This window comes from Anabaena sp. CCY 9613 (assembly GCF_963920895.1).
GTDB lineage: Bacteria > Cyanobacteriota > Cyanobacteriia > Cyanobacteriales > Nostocaceae > Cyanocohniella.
On sequence record NZ_CAWUDE010000065.1, the window covers coordinates 1 to 270 of the forward strand.

1 protein-coding gene is annotated in these 270 nt (G+C 70.4%); it reads right to left on the bottom strand.

The window, feature by feature from the left end; translation table 11 throughout:
• Window positions 1-256: DUF3471 domain-containing protein (locus ACM0OT_RS23825; protein WP_414566845.1), on the bottom strand; the 256-nt coding region annotated here is incomplete at its 3' end.
• Window positions 257-270: the final 14 nt, after the last annotated feature.

Here is a 270-nt window from a genome sequence, read left to right on the forward strand (position 1 = left end):
GCAGCACCAGCCCCTCGATCCCGTCTGCAGAATTGCGGGTGAAGGTGATCTGGGCGTCGATGGCTTCGACGAAGAAGGCGTCCGTCGTCTCCGGCGTCAGGGCGACCGGCTTCTGCCCCGTTGCCTGCGCCGTCAGCACCCCGTCCGTCACCTTCAGGGTCAGGGCGAAGCCAGGCGCGACCTGATAGACGCCCGCATAGGCCGCCAGCGCATCCGCCGACATCGCCGCCGCCTGCCGCTCATCGGCCAGGGTCACCGTCCCGCCCCGCG